The organism is Polyangium jinanense (assembly GCF_028435365.1).
On the sequence record NZ_JAGTJJ010000063.1, the window covers coordinates 1 to 17896 of the forward strand.

The 17896-nt window shown below is 69.0% G+C and carries 11 protein-coding genes; 9 read left to right on the forward strand and 2 right to left on the reverse strand.

All coding sequences use genetic code 11. The features are described 5' to 3' along the window. The 9 genes from KEG57_RS46540 to KEG57_RS46575 all read left to right on the forward strand — a co-directional run. Nucleotides 1-3118: ATP-binding protein (locus tag KEG57_RS46540; RefSeq protein ID WP_272459709.1), on the forward strand; the 3118-nt coding region annotated here is incomplete at its 5' end. A 98-nt stretch (nucleotides 3119-3216) separates the two neighbouring features. Beyond that, a complete protein-coding gene (locus KEG57_RS46545) occupies nucleotides 3217-7065 on the forward strand; it encodes a serine/threonine-protein kinase (protein WP_272459710.1) in 3849 nt (1282 codons plus the stop codon). 452 nt (nucleotides 7066-7517) lie between these two features. Continuing rightward, nucleotides 7518-8306: a hypothetical protein gene (locus KEG57_RS46550; RefSeq protein WP_272459711.1), complete on the forward strand. Its 789-nt coding sequence runs from the start codon at nucleotides 7518-7520 to the stop codon at nucleotides 8304-8306. A gap of 123 nt (nucleotides 8307-8429) precedes the next feature. Continuing rightward, nucleotides 8430-10352, forward strand: a complete 1923-nt coding sequence (locus KEG57_RS46555) for a hypothetical protein (protein WP_272459712.1) — start codon at nucleotides 8430-8432, stop codon at nucleotides 10350-10352. 330 nt (nucleotides 10353-10682) lie between these two features. Further along, a complete protein-coding gene (locus tag KEG57_RS46560) occupies nucleotides 10683-11861 on the forward strand; it encodes a hypothetical protein (RefSeq protein ID WP_272425916.1) in 1179 nt (392 codons plus the stop codon). Then, nucleotides 11797-12099, forward strand: a complete 303-nt coding sequence (locus KEG57_RS56330; protein WP_372518225.1) for an MYXO-CTERM sorting domain-containing protein — start codon at nucleotides 11797-11799, stop codon at nucleotides 12097-12099. Before KEG57_RS46560 ends, KEG57_RS56330 begins: the two co-directional genes overlap by 65 nt. A gap of 82 nt (nucleotides 12100-12181) precedes the next feature. Beyond that, on the forward strand, nucleotides 12182-13870 hold the full coding sequence (locus KEG57_RS46565; protein WP_272459713.1) for an amidase: 1689 nt from the start codon (nucleotides 12182-12184) through the stop codon (nucleotides 13868-13870). A 5-nt stretch (nucleotides 13871-13875) separates the two neighbouring features. Next, nucleotides 13876-15096, forward strand: coding sequence for an ABC transporter permease (locus KEG57_RS46570; RefSeq protein ID WP_272459714.1), 1221 nt, complete (start codon nucleotides 13876-13878; stop codon nucleotides 15094-15096). After that, nucleotides 15096-15749, forward strand: coding sequence for an ABC transporter ATP-binding protein (locus tag KEG57_RS46575; protein ID WP_272425910.1), 654 nt, complete (start codon nucleotides 15096-15098; stop codon nucleotides 15747-15749). The genes KEG57_RS46570 and KEG57_RS46575 overlap by 1 nt, the downstream gene beginning before the upstream one ends. Here KEG57_RS46575 and KEG57_RS46580 read toward each other — a convergent pair. Further along, nucleotides 15682-16788 (reverse strand): acyltransferase family protein, encoded by a 1107-nt coding sequence (locus tag KEG57_RS46580; RefSeq protein WP_272425908.1) that lies wholly within the window; start codon nucleotides 16786-16788, stop codon nucleotides 15682-15684. The two genes, KEG57_RS46575 and KEG57_RS46580, sit on opposite strands and share 68 nt — an antisense overlap. Then, nucleotides 16788-17762 (reverse strand): hypothetical protein, encoded by a 975-nt coding sequence (locus tag KEG57_RS46585; RefSeq protein WP_272425906.1) that lies wholly within the window; start codon nucleotides 17760-17762, stop codon nucleotides 16788-16790. The genes KEG57_RS46580 and KEG57_RS46585 overlap by 1 nt, the downstream gene beginning before the upstream one ends. Between the last annotated feature and the right edge of the window lie 134 nt (nucleotides 17763-17896).

The following is a 17896-nucleotide window of genomic DNA, read 5'->3' on the forward strand; positions in this document are numbered from 1 at the left end:
GCTCGAAGCGCTGGTCGCGTGTATGCTCGCGAAGGATCCGGCCGATCGGCTCGTCGATGCGGGGGAGGTCGCCGAGGCGCTTGCCTGTCTCGATGCGCGTGATGCTTGCTCGTCGCTCTCCGACGCGCCGCCCGCGGAGGCCATGACGAGGAGCGAGCTGCGATTGCTGAGTATCGTCGCCGTGGGCGCGCCGGTCGAAGACATTGACGCCGAGCACACGATCGCGCGCCAAGAGGTCCTGGAATCGGCCGCGGATCCGTTCGGCGCGCGTGTCGAATGGCTGGCGGACGGCTCGATGCTGGCCGTCTTCATGCATGCAGCAAGCGCCTCCGATGTGGCGGCGCGCGCCGCTCGTTGTGCCCTCCGGCTGCGCCTCTGCGCCCCGGAAGCGGCCATCGCGGTCGCGACAGGGCTCGGCGAGGTCGAGGAGGCGCTGCCGGTCGGACAGGTCCTCGAGCGGGCCGCCGCGCTCCTGCGCGCGGCGGGGCGCTGGGTGCGCGTCGACGAGGTGACCGCGGGGCTCTTCGACGCGCGTTTCGTGGTGGTGCGTAGGCCGAGCGGGATCGAGCTTCACCGCGAGGAGGAGGTCAGCAGGGCGGCGCGCACGCTGCTCGGCAAACCGAGTCCGTTCGTGGGGCGCGGACGAGAAAAGCGCATCCTGCTCGACCTGCTCGACGAATCCGTCGGCGAGGGCATCGCGCGCGCCGTGCTCGTGACCGGGCCGCCTGGAATTGGAAAGTCCCGTCTTCGCCAGGAGTTCGTTCACGCGGCCTTCCAGCGCCATCCAAAGGTCGAGGTGTGGATCGGGCGCGGCGACGCGATCAGCAAAGGATCGGCGTTTTCCCTCGCTGGTTCGGCGCTGCGTCATGCATTCGCGATCGTGGGCCACGAGCCGATCGAGGAGCGAAGGCGGAAGCTCACCGAGCGGGTCGCGCGTCACGTGGCCGAGCCCGAGGTCCGCCACGTGGCCGGGTTTCTCGGCGAAATGACGGGCACGCCCTTCCCCGACGAGGAGAGCGCCAAACTCCGCGCCGCGCGCCTCGATGCGCGGCTCATGGCCGACCAGATCCAATTCTCCTTCCGGCAATTCATGGCCGCCGCGTGTGGCGCGCATCCGGTCTTGCTCGTCCTCGAAGACCTGCACTGGGGCGATCTTCCCTCGGTGAAGCTCGTCGATGCGGCGTTGCGGGACATCGCCGGCAAGCCGCTCGTCGTGGCGGCGTTCGGTCGGCCCGAGGTGCACGACGTTTTTCCGAAGGTATGGGCCGAGCGTGGGTTGTCCGAGATTCGCCTGGGCGAGCTGACCCCACGGGCCGCGGCGGAGCTCGCCCGGAGCGCGCTCGGAGATACGGAACCTCGTACGATCGCGCAAATCGTGAAGCGCGCCGCGGGGCATCCATTTTTCCTGGAGGAGCTCATCCGGGCGGTGGCCGAGGGGCGCGGGGAGCAATTGCCGGAGACGGTGCTGGCGATGGTCGAGGCGCGCCTCGCCGCCCTCCCCGCAGGTGCGCGGCGCGTGCTGCGGGCGGCCAGCGTCTTCGGGGATGTCTTCTGGTGCGGCGGCGTGGGGCACCTGCTCGGTGGTAGGGACGAGGCGCTGCGTGCGCACGATTGGCTGGACCTGCTGGCCGCGCGCGAGGTCCTGCAGCGCAGCGAGACGAGCCGGTTTCCGGGAGAGGAGCAGTATTCGTTCCGGCATTCGCTCCTGCGGGAGGGCGCGTATGCGATGCTGACGGAGCCCGACCGCGTCCTCGGGCATCGGCTCGCCGGGGAGTGGCTCGTGCAATGGGGCGAAAGCGACGCGTTGCGCCTGGCCGAGCATTTCGAGCGGGGCAAGAGGCCCGAGCGCGCGGCGGAGTGGTATCTCGCGGCGGCAAGGCAGATGCTTCAGGGGGCGGATCTGCGTGGTGCCATCGATTGCGCAGAGCGAGGCCTCGGCTGCGGAGCCTCAGGGGAGCTGCGCGCATGGCTCTTGTACGTCCGCAGCGGGGCGTATGCGTGGAGATGGGACTGGACGTATGTCGCGACGAGTATGGCGGAGATCCTGCGCTTGGCCACGCCACGCACGCCGCTCTGGATGATGGCCATGGCAGGCAAGCTCGCGAGCGCGCTGATGCTCCCAGCGTCCATCGTGCGCAGAGACGACGTGCAGGCGCTCGTCGACCTCGAGCCGGGTCCGGAGAGCGTGCGGCAATTCGTCTTCGTCCTCGGGCTCGCCTGGGAAACCTTGATGCAGCAAGGCAGGCGTGACCTGGCCCAGCTTTGCGCGGCGCGAATGGAGCAGATCGGAAGCCCCATCTCGGCGGACGATCCCGCGGTCCGGGGCAGGCTGTACGCGTCGCGAAGCGTGACACTTTTCCAGGAGGGTGATTTCTGGGGAAGCTTGGAGGCTGCAAGAACCGCCATCGCGAGTTCCGAGGAGGCCGGCGAGCGGCAGCATGTGGCGGGGGTCCGCGCGCTCCTCGCCCTGGATTACCTGTACCTCGGGGCGTACGCGCGCGCGGAGCAGGAAGCACGCGACCTGCTCCAGATGGGCGAGGCGTCCACGATCTATGCGGTAAACGGGCGGTGTGTCTTGGCCAGTGCGCTCGCGGAGCGCGGGGCCCTGGAGGAGGCGCGCCAGCTGGCAGAGAGCGTCCGGGATTCCCTGGTCACGCGGGGCAGCAGCCATTACGAATGCGTCGCCCGGGTGACGCTGGCCGTCGTGCTTCTTCGCTCCGGTGATCTCGACGCGGCGGAGCGCGAGGCGCGCGCGGCCGCCGAGGTTCTCTCGAGCACCGCTCCCTGGCGCACGGCGGTGGACGCGACGCTCGCGGCCATTCTCCTCCTGCAGCGACGCGCAGACGAGGCACTGCACCTCCTCGAGGCGGCCGTGCAGCATGACGCGAGCGGCGGCGGACCTTTTGAAGTGGCATTGCGCCTCGCCCACGCCGAGGCGCTGCACGCGACGGGCGACCACGCCCGCGCACGGGCCCTGCTGCTCGAGACCCGCGACCTTTTGTTCTCGCGCGCGGCAAAGATCGAGGACCCCGAGCTACGCCGGAGCTTCCTCGAAAATGTCACCAAGAACGCCCGCATCCTCGCCCTGGCTGCCGCCTGGGAGCGAGACGCCGCTTAGCTTTGGGACCTGAAGAAGCGAGCTGCGAAGGAGTGCAAGCGCCTCTTCGTATGCCATCTCCCGCGCGTGACCTTAGGTTGCTCCGCACAGGAGAGCGCATGCAGGCGGGGGACGTCATCGACGATCGATTCGTCATCGAGCGGGTCGCCGGCTCGGGGGGAATGGGCTCGGTGTTCCGGGCGCACGACCGCCTGTCCGGCGGGCCGGTGGCCGTCAAGGTGCTCCATGACCGGGAGCCCCGCGATATCGCGCGTTTCGATATGGAGGCGCGTGTGCTCGCCGGGCTCGATCATCCGGGCATCGTCCGGTATGTCACGCACGGTGTGACCCGTGCGGGCGAGCCCTTCCTCGCCATGGAATGGCTCGCGGGAGAGGAGCTCGGCGCGCGACTCTCGCGCGGGAGGCTCACGATCGAGGAGAGCGTCGCCGTCCTCGGCGCGGCGGCCTCGGCCCTCGCGACGGCGCATTCGCGTGGCGTGGTACACCGCGATATCAAGCCGAGCAACGTCTTCCTCGTGGATGGCGCGCTGGATCGGGTGAAGTTGCTCGATTTTGGTCTCGCGCGTTTCCCGCTTTCGCCACGGTTCACGCGGACGGGCGTCGTGCTGGGGACGCCGAGCTACATGGCGCCCGAGCAGGCGCGAGGCGCGCCGTCGCTCGACGCGCGCGTCGATGTGTTCGCGCTCGGCGCTGTGCTGTTCGAGTGCTTGACCGGGCAGCCCGCATTTCAGGGCGAGCACGTCATGGCCATCCTGGCGAAGGTCTTGCTCGAGGATCCACCGCCCTTGCGAAAGCTCCGGCCCGAGGCATCGGTGCGGCTCGAAGCGCTGGTCGCGTGTATGCTCGCGAAAGATCCGGCCGATCGGCTCGCCGATGCGGGGGAGGTCGCGGAGGCGCTTGCCTGTCTCGATGCGCGTCATGCTTGGTCGTGGCTCTCCGAGGTGCCGCCCGCGGAGGCGCTGACGAGGAGCGAGCAACGATTGCTGAGTATCGTCGCCGTCGGCGCGCTGGCCGAGGAGGACGTCGAATCCACGCGCACCCGCCGAGAGGCGTTGGAGTCGGCCGCGAAGACGTTCGGCGCGCGTGTCGAATGGCTGGCGGACGGCTCGATGCTGGCGGTCTTCATGAATGCTGCGAGCGCGTCGGATGTGGCGGCGCGGGCGGCACGATGCGCGCTCCAGATGCGCCTGCGCGTGCCGGACGCGCCCGTTGCGATCGCGACCGGCCTCGGCGAGGTCGCGGAGGCTTTGCCGATCGGACAGGTCCTCGATCGGGCCGCCGTGCTCCTGCGCGCGGCGGGGCGCTGGGTGCTCGTCGACGAGGTGACCGCGGGGCTCTTCGACGCGCGTTTCGTGGTGGTGCGTGGGCCGAGCGGGATCGAGCTTCACCGCGAGGAGGAGATCAGCGCGGCGGCACGCACGCTGCTCGGCAAACCGAGCCCGTTCGTGGGGCGCACGCGAGAACTGCGCATTCTGCTCGATCTCCTCGACGAATCCGTCGGCGAGAGCGTCGCGCGCGCGGTACTCGTGACCGGGCCGCCTGGAATCGGAAAGTCCCGTCTTCGCCAGGAATTCGTTTACGCGGCCTTCCAGCACCATCCAGAGGTCAATGTGTGGATCGGGCGCGGCGACGCGATGAGCAAAGGATCGGCGTTTGCCCTCGCTGGCTCGGCGTTGCGTCATGCGTTCGCGGTCGCGGGCCACGAGTCCATCGACGAGCGCAGGCGCAAGCTTGCCGAGCGGGTCGCGCGCCACGTGGCCGAGCCCGAGGTCCGCCACGTGGCTGCGTTTCTCGGTGAGATGACGGGCACGCCCTTCCCCGACGACGACAGCGCCAAGCTCCGCGCCGCGCGTCTCGACGCGCGGCTCATGGCCGATCAGATTCAAAACTCCTTTCGGCAGTTCATGGCGGCCGAGTGCCGTGCGCACCCGGTGTTGCTCGTCCTCGAGGATCTGCACTGGGGCGATCTTCCCTCGGTGAAGCTCGTCGACGCGGCGTTGCGGGACCTCGCAGGCAAGCCGCTCGTCGTGGCAGCGTTCGGTCGGCCCGAGGTGCACGACGTGTTTCCCAAGGTATGGGCCGAGCGGGGGTTGTCCGAGATTCGCCTGGGCGAGCTGACCCCACGTGCCGCGGAGGAGCTCGCTCGAAGTGCGCTCGGGACGACGGCCGAGCCTCGGACGATCGCGCGGATCGTGAAGCGCGCCGCGGGCCATCCGTTTTTCCTGGAGGAGCTCATCCGAGCGGTGGCCGAGGGGCGCGGAGAGCAATTGCCGGAGACCGTGCTGGCGATGGTCGAGGCGCGCCTTGCCGCCCTCTCCTCCGATGCGCGGCGTGTGCTGCGCGCGGCCAGCGTATTCGGAGATGTCTTCTGGTGCGGCGGCGTGGAGCACCTGCTCGGCGGGGGGGACGAGGCGCGGTGCGCGCACGATTGGCTCGAGATGCTGGCCACGCGCGAGGTGTTGCAGCGGAGCGAGGCGAGCAGGTTTCCGGGGGAGGAAGAGTATTCGTTCCGGCATTCGCTCTTGCGGGAGGGCGCCTATGGTATGCTGACGGAGCCCGATCGAACCCTCGGACATCGGCTCGTGGGGGAGTGGCTCGTGCAATGGGGCGAGGGCGACGCGTTGCGCCTGGCGGAGCATTTCGAGCGGGGAAAGAGTCAGGAGCGCGCGGCGGAGTGGTATCTCGCGGCGGCCAGGCAGATGCTCCAGGCCAATGACCTGCATGGAGCGGTTACCTGCACCGAGCGTGGCCTCGGCTGCGGCGCATCTGGGAGGCTGCGCACGGAGCTCTTTCTCGTCCGGGGCGAAGCTCAAGGGACGAGCGGCGATTGGGCGGCGTTAGGGTCGAGCATGGCCGCGCTCGACCTGTGCGAGATTGCTCCAGGCGATTCGCTCTGGGCCCTGGCAATCGCAGGAAAGGTCATTTGGGCCGTGGTGAGCGGGAGATCCAGGGAGCTCTCCGAGGACATCCGAGCCCTCCTCGAGGTGGAGGCGAGCCCTGAGAGCGTGCGCACCCTCGTGGACGCCATCGCGTATGTCCATGAAGCCTTGATGATCGTCAGCAGCAGGCATGACCACGCAAGGCTCTGCGCGGCGCGGATGGAGCAGCTCGGTAGCCCCATCGCGGTGCACGATCCCGTGGTTCGGGGCAGGCTCTACGAGGTGCGCAGCTCGGAGCTTTTCTTCGAGGGGAATTCCTGGGGAAGCCTGGAAGCTGCACGAGCTGCCATTGCGAGCTACGAAGAGGCCGGCGACCGGCGGCACGCGGCGAGGACCCGTCTGCGCGTCGCGAGAAATTTGTTGTGCATGGGGGCGTACGCCCGCGCTGAAGAGGAGTTGCGTAGCGTGCTGGTGGACAACGAGGGGGCCGTTGCTTTCGAGGGGAGGTGTTCTCTGGCCCTGGCGCTCGCGGCGCAGGGGGCCCTGGAGGAGGCACGCGCGACGCTGGCCGATGTCGGGGGACTCGATCTCGTGCGCAACAATCCCTATTATGAAGGCATCACCAGAGTGACACTGGCCAGCGTTCTCCGTGGGTCCGGTGAGCTCGACGCGGCGGAGCGCGAGGTGCGCGCGGGCATGGAGATCCTCTCGCGCTTGGGTACTTCTCGGTGGTACTTCGAGACGAGGGCGACGCTCGCGGCCGTCCTCGTCAGGCAGCAGCGCGCGGACGAAGCGTTGCGCCTCTTCGAGGATGCGGCCGAGAAGTACGACGCGAGCGGCGGGGGAAGACCTTTTGAAATGGCCCTGTGCCTCACCCGCGCCGAGGCGCTGCACGCGACAGGCAACCACGCCCGCGCGCGGGCCCTGCTACTCGACACCCGAGACCTCTTGCTATCACGCGCGGCGACGATCGACGACCCCGAGCTGCGCCGGAGCTTCCTCGAAAACGTCCCCGAGAACGCGCGCATCCTCGCCCTCGCTGCCGCCTGGGAGAAAGACGCCGCTTAGCTCGTCCGCGGAAGACATCCGCGGGTGAGAGCGAGCCGCATCACCAAATTTCCCATCCGCGACCCCCGCGAAGCCGTCCCGCGCCCAAAAATCCGCCTCCCGCCCCCCGCGCCGCCGCCCTCTCCCGAACGGAACGCCCGATCGACCCCCGCGCCCCCGCCGTGCCGGAACGGAACGCCCGATCGACCCCCGCGCAGCCGCCGTTTCGCCGACGGAACACCCGATCGACCCCCGCGAAGCCGATTTTTCGCCGACGGAACCCCTGATCGACCCCCGCGAAGCCGACTTTCCGTTGACGGAACGCCTCCGCGAGCGTCGGGATCGTGCCTCCCATCCCGCGGAACACCTTCGCGAGGCGTCCGAGCTGGACAGTTTGGGACCTGGACTCGTAAGCTGCCCCCCTCGAAGCCCGGCTCTGGAAGCTCGGGCGCGTTCCGTGAGGGAGGTTGTTCGTGGCGAAGAAGTCGAGGCAGGTCGATAACCGCATTCAATCGAGCGGGCACGTCATCAACGCGGCAAAGACGCACGCCGAGCAGGCCGCCGAGAAGCTCGCGGCGCGCGCGATTTCCGTGCAAGGGGCGAATACGAAAGCAACGAAGGAGGTGTTTCACATCCTCCTCGCGTTCTTGACGGATACCCTCGGCGCCTCGGCCCGGTCCCTCGATCAAGCGGAGCTGCGTGTCCTCGCGGAGCGCGCCGACGACGTCGGCGTGCGCGAGGGGCGCGACACGGCCGCCGCGGACCTTCTGCGCGCCGCCGTGCGCGTCAAATCGATGGTCTCGGACGCGCTCGGCACCGGCGGGCTCCACACCTATGGTCTCGCGGGAGAGACGCCGCGCGCGCCCCGCGAGCTCGCGAGCCACGCGCGGAGCGTGTCGGACCTGATGACGAACAAGCCCTTTCTGGTCACCGTCGAGGGCGTGACCTTCGACAGCGCCGCCATGGCCGCGACGCTGGACGCCAAGGCCAATGTCCTCGATCAAGCCCTCGCGACCATGCTGCGCGAGGAGCAGGAGCTCGCCGATCAGCTCGGCCGTCGCGATCGCCAGGTGCTCGCGTGGATCGAGGACCACCAGGGCACCGCCGACACCCTCGTCGGTCTTTTCCGCCTGGCCGGTCGTAAAGACCTCTCCGAGCGGGTGCGCCCGACGAACCGCGCGCTCGCTGGCGAGGAGATCACGCCGTCCGCCGAGACGACGACGAGCGAGGATCCGTCGGGCGGCGGACCGGTGCAGGGGTAGTGCACGCGGCGGCGGCTGGCACGAAATGACAAAACTTGTGGGGCGATCCGCCGTCTTGGGCAAAGCTCTGGGGCAAAGCCCCGCTCCCCATCTTCTTACGCCTTCGGATCACGAGGACCGCGAATGAACAAGCTCGTCGGAAGTGTCTGGGTGGTGCGCTTTCTTCTATGTTTCGCCGTGCTCTGCACGGCCTGCTCGGACCCGCCATCGAGTGGGACGCCTGGCGGCAGCGGCAGCGGCGGCAGCGGCGGCGGCAGCGGCGGCGGCGGCGGCGGCGGCGGAGACGCTGGTGCCGGCGGCGGCGAGGCTGGTGCCGGCGGTGGGACAGAGCCCATCTGCACCAAGCTGGAAGATCTCGGCAACGCGAATATCGACGTCCCCGCGATCACGCTGAACGGCGCCATCACGGTGAACGGCAGCGTGCCGGCGGCGGGGAACCAGACCAGCGCCGTGCGGCTCCGCGACCTGAAGACCGGAGACAGCTTGCTGCTGGGGAGGCCTGGCGACGCAAGTTATACGGCCAAGTCGATCGTGCCCGGGACCTACGACCTCTATTATCACTGGGACATCACGGACTCGCAGGAGCTGCCGCGGAACGAGGGCGTCCGGCTCAAGAGCGGTGTCGAGCTCACGAGCTCGCAAACGTTCAACGTCGACATCTCCACGATCACGCTGAACGGCGCCATCACGGTGAACGGGAGCGTGCCTGTGGCGGGGAACAAGACCAGCGCGGTGCGGCTCCGGAACCTCGGGACTGGAGACAGCATGCTGCTGGGGAGGCCTGGCGACGCAAGTTATGCGGCCAAGTCGATCGTGCCCGGGACCTACGACGTCTATTATTACTGGGACATCACGGATTCGCAGGGGCTGCCGCGGAACGAGAGCGTCCGGCTCAAGAGCGGTGTCGAGCTCACGAGCTCGCAAACGTTCAACGTCGACATCAAAACGATCACGCTGAGCGGGGCCATCACGGTGAACGGCAGCGTGCCGGCGGCGGGGAACAAGACCAGCGCGGTGCGGCTCCGGAACCTTTCGACCGGAGACAGCGTGCTGCTGGGGAGGCCTGGCGACGCAAGTTATACGGCCAAGCAGATCGTGGCCGGGACCTACGACGTCTATTATCACTGGGACATCACGGATTCGCAGGGGCTGCCGCGAAACGAGGGCGTCCGGCTCAAGAGCGGTGTCTCGCTGACGAGCTCGCAAACGTTCAACGTCGACATCCCCACGATCACGCTGAGCGGAGCCATCACGGTGAACGGCAGCGTGCCGGCGGCGGGGAACAAGACCAGCGCGGTGCGGCTCCGGAACGTGGCGACCGGCGACAGTGTGCTGCTGGGGAGGCCTGGCGACGCAAGTTATACGGCCAAGCAGATCGTGGCCGGGACCTACGACGTCTATTATCACTGGGACCTCACGGATTCGCAGGAGCTGCCGCGAAACGAGGGTGTCCGGCTGAAGAGCGGTGTGGCGCTGACGAGCTCGCAAACGTTCAATGTCGACATTTCCACGATCTCGCTGAGCGGGGCCATCACGATCAACGGGAGCGTGCCTGCGGCGGGGAACAAGAGCAGCGCGGTGCGGCTCCGGAACGTGGCTACCGGCGACAGCTTGCTTCTGGGGAGGCCCGGGGACGCAAGCTACGTGGCGAAGCTGATCGTGGCCGGGACCTACGACGTCTATTATCACTGGGACACGACAGATTCGCAGGAGCTGCCGCGAAACGAGGGTGTCCGGCTCAAGAGCGGTGTCGCGCTGACGAGCTCGCAAACGTTCAACGTCGACGTCCCCGCGGTCACGCTGAGCGGGGCCATCACGATCAACGGCAGCGTGCCGGCGGCGGGCGACAAGAGCAGCGCGGTGCGGTTCCGGAACCTGGAGACAGGAGACAGCTTGCTCCTGGGGAGGCCTGGGGACGCAACCTACGTGGCGAAGCAGATCGTGCCCGGGACCTACGACGTCTATTATCACTGGGCCACCACGGATTCGCAGGAGCTGCCGCGGAACGAATCAGCCCGCCTGGGCTGCGTGGTCATCGCGCCCTGAGGAAGCGCCGCGCCGGGGTTTCACCCCGGGCCCGACCAGGGGTTGTCCACCCCTGGACCCGGACCAGCGCAAGCGCTGGACCTTTGGTGGAAGAACTGCGCGATGCGCAGTTCTTCCAGCAGGATCACGTTGCCCGTTGAGGGGTCCGTGCTGCTGTCCTGGTTGGCTAGGTCGCTTGCGGTCTTGACCCGGCCTGTGCGATGAACTGCGCTTCGCGCAGTTCATCGTCCTGGGTCCAGCCCCTGGCTGGTCCGGGTCCAGGGGCGGACAGCCCCTGGTGGGGCCTGGGGCAACGCCCCAGCGCAGCGCCTTCAACTCAAAATGACCCACATGGCATTCGTCGAGGAGCTGAAACAGGGACGGCGCGGCGTTCGGTTTGCCGTCCCGCGGGGGTTCGAGGTTTCGGAGGAGACTGAGCGCTCCGCGATGCTCGTCGACAAGGCCCGCGGCTTTTCTCTTTCGCTCGGGGCTTTCACGCATCGGCTCGACCTCTTGCCTGCGCACGATGCGCTCCTCCGCCGCGATGTCGAGCGGCATGCGCGTGACCTCTTCGAGACGTGCTTCCGGTCGACCTCGCCTGCGGATTCGAAGATGCGCCCGCGTACGGATGATAAGGCCTGGTCGCCGGTCGTCGAGGTCGCTCCCGTGAACCTGGGCGCGGCGCGCGTGCTCCGCGTCGTGCATCGCCTTTGGTACGAGCCGGGCCGCGAGACCTTGATGGGCCATCTCCTCGTGCCGCTTGCGCAGGGGCTCTTCGAAGTGCGGGTTCTTCCGCCGACGTCGCGGCTTTCGGGCGTGCGCGAGGCGGCTGTGGCGGATCGCGCGACTGCCGCCCTTGCTGGCACGGATCCCGCGGCTTTTTTGCGGGGTATCGATCAACGCGCGTCCGACGATCCCGCGCTCGACGCCTCGTTCCCGCGGCATCCGCTCAGCGTGGCCCGGAAAGGACTTCGATTTCTGCTGGAAGATGCTGGCCTCGAGGTCCTCGATCCCGACGTGGAGACGCGGCCCGGCGAGGTCGAGATTACGGCTGCCGGGTTTGCCGTCACTCCGCCGCCGCGGTATCGGCTCGTGGAGAAGAATCCGCCTTCGCCGAAGCTTGCGTCGTGGAGCCGGGTTTCTTTCTCGGGGACCGATGGGATCCAGCTCCTCACGGTCTCGCGGACGGGGACGCGCCTCGCGGAGCGCAATGGGCGAAAGCTCGCGCGGATTGCGGAGGATCTGACCCGCGCGTCCGTGCCTGCGGGCGCCGAGGGCGTGCGCGTGAGTGCCGTCGCGCTGCCGGACGAACGCGGACGCTCGCATGCGGAGACGTATCATGCCTACGCGAAGGGCGCGTCGCGGCAGCAATCGCTCTTTCGCTGGTTCACGGAGCCGGACGGGGAGGTCGTGATGGTCGCGTTTGGCGCGGCGATGTGCGTGCCCGTGGACGAGCTCGCGGACGATGCGGAGGCCGTGGTGCGATCGTTCCGACGGCTCGGGGCGAAGAAATGGTGGCAGATTTCTTGAGCGATTGGGCCGGAGACCCGCATGCGCCGCACATTCGATTCCACCTGCTGCACCGTCGACTGGTCCCTCGCCGTGCTCCTCGTCGTGGGGTGTGGGGGGCGGCCCCTTCGGCACGACATACCGATCCACCGGCGGCGGATGCGCGTGTCACGTCGGAGCCTTCTCCGAGGCGCCGCGTGGGCTCGTCCTGCTCGGGCTCGTGCCGCTCCTTGCATCTCGGCGGCGCAGGCGCGCGTGAACGCCCTCGGGACAATGGTTCTTTGCTGCAAACCCGCGTCCCATGGCCTAGGATTCGCCGTCCTCGCCCTGGAGCGTTTCCCATGACGTACGATCTCAAGACCGCCAATGCCCCCCGGATGACCGGCCTCGCGCTCGAAGCCGCGGCGCTCGCCCTCGAAAATCCGGCCACGGGGCATCTCATCGGGCAGAAGCTCCTGAAGGACCTCGGTATTCTGGATCTCCGGTACTCGGACCTCCGCGACGCGCCCTCCGTCGTCCCGAGCCTGCCGCGTCCCGCGAGCTTCACGGCCTCGGCCGCGCCGCCCGTCGACCTCGAAGGCCTCGCGCGTTCGGCCCAAAAAACCAAAGGATTTGCCTTCGAGTCGGCCGCGGACTTCGTCGCCGCGTACCGCGAGGGGCGCGCGGACCCGGTGAAGGTCGCCGAGCGATTCCTGGAGGCCGCGCAGCGCCTCGACACGGGCGAGCGCCCGCTCCGGGTGTTCATCGAGCGAAACACCGATCGCCTGCTCGCCGCGGCCCGCGAGAGCCGCGAGCGATATCGCAAAGGCGCGCCCAAAGGCCCGCTCGACGGCGTGCCCGTGTCGGTCAAGGACGAGCTCGACGTGGAAGGGTATCACACCACCGTCGGGACGCGATTCTTGAAGCTCCGTCCCTCCGAGGACGCCACCACGGTCCGCCGTTTGCGCTCTGCCGGCGCCTTGATCCTCGGCAAGGTCAACATGCACGAGATCGGCATCGATACCTCGGGGTTCAATGCCCACCACGGCACCCCGACGAACCCGTATGCGCCGGGGCATTACACGGGCGGCTCGTCGAGCGGATCGGCCGCCAGCGTCGCGGCCGGGTTCTGCCCGATCTCGATCGGCGCGGACGGCGGCGGCTCGATCCGCATTCCCGCCGCGCTCTGCGGCATCGTCGGGCTCAAGGCGACGTGGAGCCGCATCAGCGAGCACGGCGCCTTTCCGCTCTGCGCGAGCGTCGGCCACGTCGGCCCGCTCGGCGCGACGATCCGGGACGTCGCGCTCGCCTATGCCCTCATGGCCGGCCCCGATGCGAAAGATCCGAATTCGATCCACCAGCCGCCGCACCACCTCGACGGCCTCGGCCGGGAGGATCTCGAAGGCGTGCGCATCGGCGTGTACCGGCCCTGGTTCGAGCACGCGACGCCCGAGATCGTCCGCGCCGCGGAGGGGGCGCTCGACATCTTCCGCGCCCGGGGCGCGCGGATCGTCGAGATCGAGATTCCCGAGCTCGAGCGTGCGCGTGTGGCGCAGGGCGTGACGATTCTCTGCGAAATGGCCTCGTGCATGGCGCGGCACGATGCCGAGCACCGGCGAGCGTTCGGGCTCGGCGTGAGGATCAACCTGGCGATGGGGCGGGCGCTGGCCGGTATCGATTACGTGCAGGCCCAGAAGGTGCGCACGCGTTTTTCCGAGCATCTCGCCCGGGTGTTCCAAGCGGTCGACGTGATCGTCACGCCGACGACCGCGCTCACGGCGCCGCGCATCGCGGACGACGTGTTTCCGCGTGGCGAGAGCAACCTGGAGGTCACGAGCGGGCTCATGCGGTTCGTTTATCCGGCGAACCTCACGGGCAACCCCGCGCTTTCCGTGCCCGGCGGATACGACACGAGCGGGCATCCGATCGGCATTCAGATCCTCGGGCGTCCCTGGGAAGAGCACCTCCTTTTGCGCATGGGCGAGGTGCTGGAGCGCGAGGTCCCGCGGAAGGCGCCGGCGATTCACGTGCGTCTGCTCGACGGGGCCTGACGCGGATGGAGCCCGCCCCGCTCCCGCGTTCGCGCCCCCGCCTCGGGCCGCTCCTCTTGCTCGCCCGAAAGAGCCTGCTCGGGAGCCGCTTCACGTTCGCGTTGCTCGTCCTTTCGGTCGCCGCGGGCGCGGGTTTCCAGATCCCCAATACCGCGAACCTCGCCGGCTTCTCCGAGGCCCTGCTCGAAGAGGAGCTGCGCCACGGGGCCGGCGACGTGCGCGTCGAGCCGCGGGATAAACGGCACTTCGACGACGGCGCTGCCGCAGCCGCGAAGGTCTCCGAGGCCGCGGACACGCCCGTCCGCGCCGCCGTCCCCGTCCTCGTCCTGCCCGGCGCCGTCGGCAAAGGCGGGCGATTCCAGAATGCGCTCGTCTACGGCTACGATTTTTCCGGCGATCCCGCGCTCCGGCCGTTCCACCTCACGGACGGCGCGCTCCCCGCGCGCGGCGATTCGAACGGCGTGCTCATCGGCACCTCGCTCGCGAATCGAATCGGCGTGAAGGTCGGCGACGTCGTCGATCTGCGGGTCATCCTCGGCGCGCCGCCCGGCGCCGCCGGCGAGCCCGTGGGCGCGTCCGTCATGACCGTGCGTGGCCTCGTCGCGGGCAGCGCCGGCGCTTATCGCAGCGTCTTCCTCGACCGCGCTTCCCTCGCCGAGAAGACCGGCGCCCCGGCCGCCGCCTCCGCTATCCACGTCCACCTCGACGACCACTTCGCCGCCTCGGCCCTCGCCACGCGCCTCGAAGCCCGCCTCCCCGAGGCCCGCGCCGTCGGCTGGCGCGAGGACGACCCGTACGTGACGAACTATCTCGCCGCGAACCGCACCGTGAACGCCGTCTCCTACGCGATGGTCGTCGCGGCGATCAGCATCCCCGTCTGGGCCCTCTTCCACATCCACGTCCTCGGCCGCCGCCGCGAGATCGGCATCCTCGCCGCGCTCGGCTTCTCACGCCGCGAGATCTTCGGCCTCTTCTTGCTCCAGACCCTCGTCGTCGCGCTCGTCGGGCTCGTCGCCGGCGCGGCGCTTGGCTACGGGATGCTGCTCTACTTCCAGGCTCACCCCATCTTTTCGTGGGAGGCGCTCGTGGTTCGTCCCGTCATCACGGCCGCGGTCCTCGCGGGGCCGTGCCTCGCCGTCCTCGCCACCACCCTGCTCGCCGGCAGCGTCCCCGCCTGGCGCGCGGCCCGAACCGACCCGGCGCGGGTCCTGCGCAGGATCGACTGATGCCGACGGTGCTCCGCTGCGAGAGCCTCGTGCGCCGCCTCGGCGAGCGTGACGTCGTGCGCGGCGCCTCGCTCGACCTCGACGAGGCCGAGTCCATCGCGCTCGTGGGCCCGAGCGGCTGCGGCAAGACCACGCTGCTCCAGATGATCGGTCTGCTCGACCGTCCCACCGCGGGCCGCGTCGTGCTCGCTGGTCACGACGCCTGGTCACTCTCCGATGCCGTGCGCGCCGAGCTGCGCCTCGCCTGGATTGGCTTCGTGTTTCAACAGAACAACCTCGTCGAGACGCTGAGCGCGCGGGAGAACGTGGCGCTGCCGGCATGGCGTCTCGGGGCCTCGCGCCGGGAAGCCGAGCGCTCGGCGGATGCGCTCCTCGACCGGTTCGGCCTCACCGCGCGCCGTGACGCGCCGGCTGCCGAGCTCTCCGTGGGCGAGGCGCAACGCGTGGCCATCGCCCGCGCGCTCGTGAACCGCCCGCGCCTCGTGCTCGCCGACGAGCCGACGGGCAGCCTCGACAGCGCCTCGGCGGACGTCGTGATGGAGGCGCTCACCGCGGCTGCGGCGCTCGGCGCGGCGCTGCTCGTGGTCACGCACGATCCGCGGATCGCGGCGCGAGCGGGGAGGACCGTTTCGATCCACGACGGGCGGCTCTGAGGAGCAGGAACACGCCGAGACAAACGACCGCCGCGATCGAGACGACGCCCGCGTACTTCAAGGGCCCCGGCCACGCGAGGCGCGACGCGGTGAGCTGGAGGAAGACCACGATCGGCAGGTGTGTGACGTACACGAAGTACGACGCGTCGGCGAGCAAGCGGACGAGCGGCCGCTCGCGGGTCACGAGCCGCCCGCACGTGCCCAGAAAAACCGCGACGGCGAGGCACGAGAACGCCGCGCTCGTGACGAGCGCCCACGCGGGCGCGCGCGCCGGTGCGCCCGCCGCCGTGCTCGCGACGAGCGCGGGGACGAGCGCGGCGAGCAGCACGAGCGCGAGCCCCGCGAGCCACGGGAGCCGCCGCGCATACGCCGCGAGGTCCGCGGGATCGAGCAGCCACCCCCACGCGAAAAATACCGCGAAGTAGGCTGCGATGAGGGGTTCGACGAGGAACGAGAGCGGCGTGTCGAGCTGGAGTTTTCCCGCGACGAGGAGCAGCGCCGACACCGGGGCGATCGCGATCGCGGGCAAGGCGAGGGGCGAACGGAAAGGTCGCCGCGGCAGGACGGCGGCGAGCGTCGAGAGCAGGAGCAGGTAGTAAAGGAACCAGAGATGCGCGAGCGTGACGGGGAGCTCGGATGCGCGCAGCGCGGGGACCTGGCTGCCCACCGCGGCGCGACCTTCGAGCGTGCGCCCGTGGTCCCAGAGCGCGTTCATGGCTGCGGAGACGGGTACGAGCGCCACGAGCAGCGGCACGAGCACACGCGTGGCCCGCTCGCGTGCAAAGCCTCGAAGGCCCCGGCGCAGGACGATGCCATGCGAGACGATCCCGGAGAGCAGGAAAAATACGGGCATCAGGAACGCGCGGCCCACCCACACCACGAAGTCCGCGGCGAGATGCGTCGCGCGATCCTTGATCGCCCATCCGATCGGCGTCTCCAGGAACGAAAGCAGGCCGTGCAAGAGGAGGACGAGCGCCGTGGCGAAGGCCCGCGCGCCGTCGAGCGCGTGGATGCGCGTCCCCTCGCGCTCCATCTCCATCAGCCGTGTGTCCCCGCGGGCCGCTCGGCGTGCTCGCAGAGCAGCCCTCCGAGCAGGTGGAACTCGAGGTAGGCCCGCGCGACGTCGATCGCGCCATCCATCCGCGCGCTCTTCTCGCCGAGCCCGATCTCGCCCTCGCCCTTCTGGAAGCGAAACGCGAGCGTCTCGCCCGCGCCGAGCCCGCGCGTCATCACGGGTTCGAGCAGCGGCTCCCGATCGAGCCCGAACAAGAACAGATCCCGCTGCACGATCGACGAGAGTTTGTCCGAGAGCGCCGTGAGCGAGAGCTCCCACGCACCCTCGCGCAGCATCGCGGCGACGGATCCTTGACGGATGAGCTCGGCGTTCGCCCCGTCGAGCGATCGCAGCTCCGCGCGCACGAGCATCCACGCGAGCCCGAGCGCGCCGAAGCCGAGCGAGAGATCCGCCACGCGATAGCCTTTCCGAAAGGGATCCCGAAACGAGCCGCGCGTGTTGTCGCGCATGGCCATGAACGCCTTCACCACGCGGTGCATGAACGACGGCTCTTGCACGAGCGCGAGCGCGCGTTCTTTCGTGTAGACCGTCTCGGGCCGCGGCCCTCCTTCGACGATCACGTCGAACGGCTCGAAATCGGCGGTCGCGAGCGGCTCCTGCGTGCGCAGGTGCCGGTGCAGATCGAGCGAGAGCGCGTCGCCTTTCTTGAAGATCTCGAGGTGGATCGCGATCGGCGTTCGCGCGCCCGTCATCGTCGTCCCGTCGGCGAGGAACTCGAGATCCGCGATGAGCGTCTTTTCCGGGTAGCAGCGCGTGTTCGTCACCGTGATCCGCCGCGCGCGCCGATCGATCGTCACTTCGGTGTCGTCGTTCTCCAGCGCGAGCCGGTTGCTCTCGTTCGCGCCGCGGCGGCCGACGCCGGCGAGCGGGCAAACGATGCGGCCGGGAAAATATCGTACGCCGCGTTTCCGATGGGTCTCGATGTCAGGAAACATCACGATGGTCCGGCTGGAATCATGCCGCGAGCGTGGTGGATGAGCGGGTCGAAAAGCATAACGCACCTTGTCGAAACGGCGTTGTGTAAGTCAACCAACGAAGAAATGAGAGGAAGAAGAACGCGAGCGGCTTGTGG